This window comes from Nevskia soli, from assembly GCF_903970205.1.
Lineage (GTDB): Bacteria > Acidobacteriota > Terriglobia > Bryobacterales > Bryobacteraceae > Bog-113.
This window is the reverse complement of record NZ_CAJCHS010000079.1, coordinates 1-3,607: the sequence shown is the minus strand read 5'-3', so window position 1 is coordinate 3,607 and position 3,607 is coordinate 1. Positions and strand designations below refer to the sequence as shown.

Below are 3,607 nucleotides of genomic sequence, written 5' to 3'. Positions count from 1 at the left end.
GCTCTTCCGATCTAAGCGCTCCGAGCCGATCATGCGCCAGATCTTCATTGGCTGGGGCCCTTCCCCCCTCCCGTCGTTGGGGCGAGGAGGTGAGGGAGACGAACTGGCCTTCGAGCGCAAGCTCTACGTCATTCGCAAGCGGGCCGAACGCGCCATTCGCTACAGCGGCGTCAAAGGCGGCCATTGGTTTTACATTTCCAGTCTCTCCTGCCGCACGCTGATTTATAAGGGGATGCTGATGACCGACCAGATGGACCAGTACTATCCCGATTTGCAAAATCCGGCCATGGAAAGCGCGCTGGCGCTGGTGCATTCGCGTTTCAGCACCAACACCTTCCCCAGTTGGGACCGCGCCCATCCCAATCGCTACATCGCGCACAACGGCGAAATCAACACCCTGCGCGGCAACGCAAACTGGATGCACGCGCGCCAGTCGATCCTCGCATCGCCGCTCTTCGGCCCCGATATCGCGAAGCTTTTCCCGATCAGCCCGAAGTCGGCTAGCGATTCCTCGACGCTCGACAACGTTCTCGAACTTCTCGTCCAATCCGGCCGATCGCTGCCCCACGCGATCTCGATGCTGATTCCCGAAGCGTGGGCAGCCAATCCGCACATGCCGGACGAGAAGAAGGCGTTCTACGAATATCACTGCTCGCTGATGGAACCCTGGGATGGGCCCGCCGCGATCGCTTTCACCGATGGCCGCGTTATCGGCGCGACGCTCGACCGCAACGGACTCCGCCCCGCGCGGTACATCGTCACCAACGACGATCTGGTCGTCATGGCATCCGAAGCGGGCGTGCTCCCGATCCATCCGGAGAATGTGCGGCTGAAAGGCCGGCTGCAACCCGGCAAGATGCTGCTGGTCGATCTGGAAGCCGGCCGCATCGTTTCGGATGAGGAACTCAAGCATTCCCTCGCCGCGCGCCAGCCCTACGCCGAGTGGCTGCAGCGCAATCAGGTGAAGCTCGAAGAGCTACCCGAGCCGCCTCGCGTCCGGGGATCGAATCACGCCACCATCCTCCGCCGCCAGCGCGCATTCGGCTACACCGCGGAAGACCTGCGTCTGCTGATGGCGCCGATGGCGACCCATGGCGAGGAACCGGTCGGCTCGATGGGCACGGACACGCCGCTCGCCTGTCTCTCGGACAAGCCGCAGCCCCTGTTCCACTACTTCAAACAGCTATTCGCGCAAGTCACCAATCCGCCGATCGATCCGATACGCGAAGAGATGGTGATGTCGCTCGTCAGCTACATCGGAACCGAGCGCAACATCCTGGACGAGACGCCCGCGCATTGCCACACCCTGAAGCTGCCGCATCCGATCCTCACCAATCGCGATCTCGAAAAGCTGCGCCGCATTTCGCAGGGCGACTTCCTCGCCATGACGCTGCCCATGCTCTTCCGCGCGGCCGACGGGCCCGACGGTCTCAAACACGCGCTGGACGATCTCTGCCGCACCGCTTCCCGCGCCATGGGATCCGGGTACACCATGCTGATCCTGTCCGATCGCGATGTGGACCAGGATTACGCGCCGATCCCCAGCCTTCTCGCACTCGCCGCCGTTCATAACCACCTGGTTCGCGAGGAAACGCGCACGCAAGTCGCGCTCATCATCGAATCGGGTGAGCCCCGCGAGGTCATGCACTACGCGCTCCTCATCGGCTATGGAGCCAGCGCCGTCAATCCGTATCTGGCGCTCGAAACATTGGAAGATCTGGTCGTTGACCGCCTCCTGCCGGAAAACATCACGGTTGCCAAGGCCACAGCCAACTACATCAAGGCCGTCAATAAAGGCTTGCTCAAGATCTTCTCAAAAATGGGCATTTCCACCCTGCAAAGCTATCGCGGCGCGCAGGTATTCGAAGCTCTCGGCCTCAACAAGACGCTCATAGATCAGTACTTCACCGGGACGACGTCGCGCATTGAGGGCATCGGACTTGACGTGCTCGCGCGCGAAGCCGCAATGAAGCATGAGTTCGCCTTCACGCCTCTCCGCGAAAGCGATCCCGAACTCGACATCGGCGGCAACTACCAGTTCCGCATCGGCGGTGAATATCATCTCTATAATCCTGAAAGCTTAGCTAAGCTGCAACACTCTGTTCGGCAGAACAAGTTCGAAACTTTTGAGCAATACACCGATTTAATCGACGAGCAGAACACGCGCCTCTGCACTCTCCGCGGCCTGCTGAAATTCAATTACTCTTCCAGCATTCCGCTGGAAGAAGTCGAACCGGCGCAAGAGATCGTCAAGCGCTTCGCCACGGGCGCGATGTCCTTCGGTTCCATCAGCCGCGAAGCGCACGAAACGCTGGCCATTGCGATGAACAGCATCGGCGGGCGTTCGAACACCGGCGAGGGAGGGGAAGACGAAGCGCGCTTCGGGACGAATCGTCGCAGCAGCATCAAGCAGATCGCCAGCGCGCGGTTCGGCGTCACCGCGAACTATCTGGTCAACGCGGACGAGCTGCAGATCAAGATGGCGCAGGGCGCGAAGCCGGGCGAGGGTGGGCAACTCCCCGGCCCGAAGGTCGATGAAACCATCGCGCGCGTGCGCCACTCGATCCCCGGCGTCGGCCTGATCTCGCCTCCGCCGCACCATGACATTTATTCGATCGAAGACCTCTCGCAGCTCATCTTCGATCTCAAGAACGTCAACCCGCAAGCGCGCATTGCCGTGAAACTTGTCGCCGAAGTCGGCGTCGGCACGGTTGCCGCCGGAGTGTCGAAGGCCCACGCGGATGTCATCCTCATCAGCGGGCATGACGGCGGCACCGGCGCGTCGCCGCTCACGTCGCTGAAGCACGCGGGTGTTCCGTGGGAACTGGGTCTGGCCGAAGCGCAGCAGGTGCTCGTCCTCAATGATCTGCGCGGACGCATCCGCCTTCAAGTCGACGGCAAACTGCAAACCGGCCGCGACGTCGTGATCGGCGCGCTGCTCGGCGCTGAAGAGTTTGGATTCTCCACCGCTCCCTTGGTCGCACTGGGCTGCATCATGATGCGCAAGTGCCACCTCAACACGTGCCCGGTGGGGATCGCGACGCAAGATCCCGTGCTGCGCGCCAAGTTCACCGGCCAACCGGAACACGTCGTTAACTTCTTCTTCTTCGTCGCGGAGCAAACCAGGCGGTATATGGCGAAGCTTGGCTTCCGCACGATGGACGAAATGATCGGGCGGGTCGACCGCCTCCAGTTCCGCAGTCCGGCCGACCACTGGAAAGCCAAAGGGCTCGACTTCAGCGCGATCCTCCACAACCCGACCATGCCCGCCCGCATCGCGCGCCGTTCGGTGACTGCGCAGGACCACGGCCTCGAACAGGTCCTCGACTACCGGCTCATCGAGCACGCGCGCAACGCCATCGATCATGGTGACCCGATTGAGATCCGTCTGCCGATCCGCAACGTCGACCGCACGGTCGGCGCGATGCTCTCCGGCGAGATTGCCCGCAAGCTGGGCGCGGAAGGGCTGCCCGACAACACCATCAAATTTTAATTCACCGGTTCGGCGGGACAGAGCTTCGGGGCCTTCCTCGCCCGCGGCGTGACCCTCGAACTGGAAGGCGATGCCAACGACTACGTAGGCAAAGGACTCTCCGGAGGCCGCATC

1 protein-coding gene and 1 pseudogene are annotated in these 3,607 nt (G+C 62.0%); both read left to right on the top strand.

Annotated features, from left to right (window positions below):
- Positions 1 to 3,493, top strand: a 3,493-nt coding sequence (gltB, locus tag H1Y01_RS03945) for a glutamate synthase large subunit (RefSeq protein ID WP_219341244.1), incomplete at its 5' end; no start/stop codon positions are given.
- A 12-nt stretch (positions 3,494 to 3,505) separates the two neighbouring features.
- A pseudogene (locus H1Y01_RS20215) lies at positions 3,506 to 3,607 on the top strand (hypothetical protein); the annotation flags it as partial.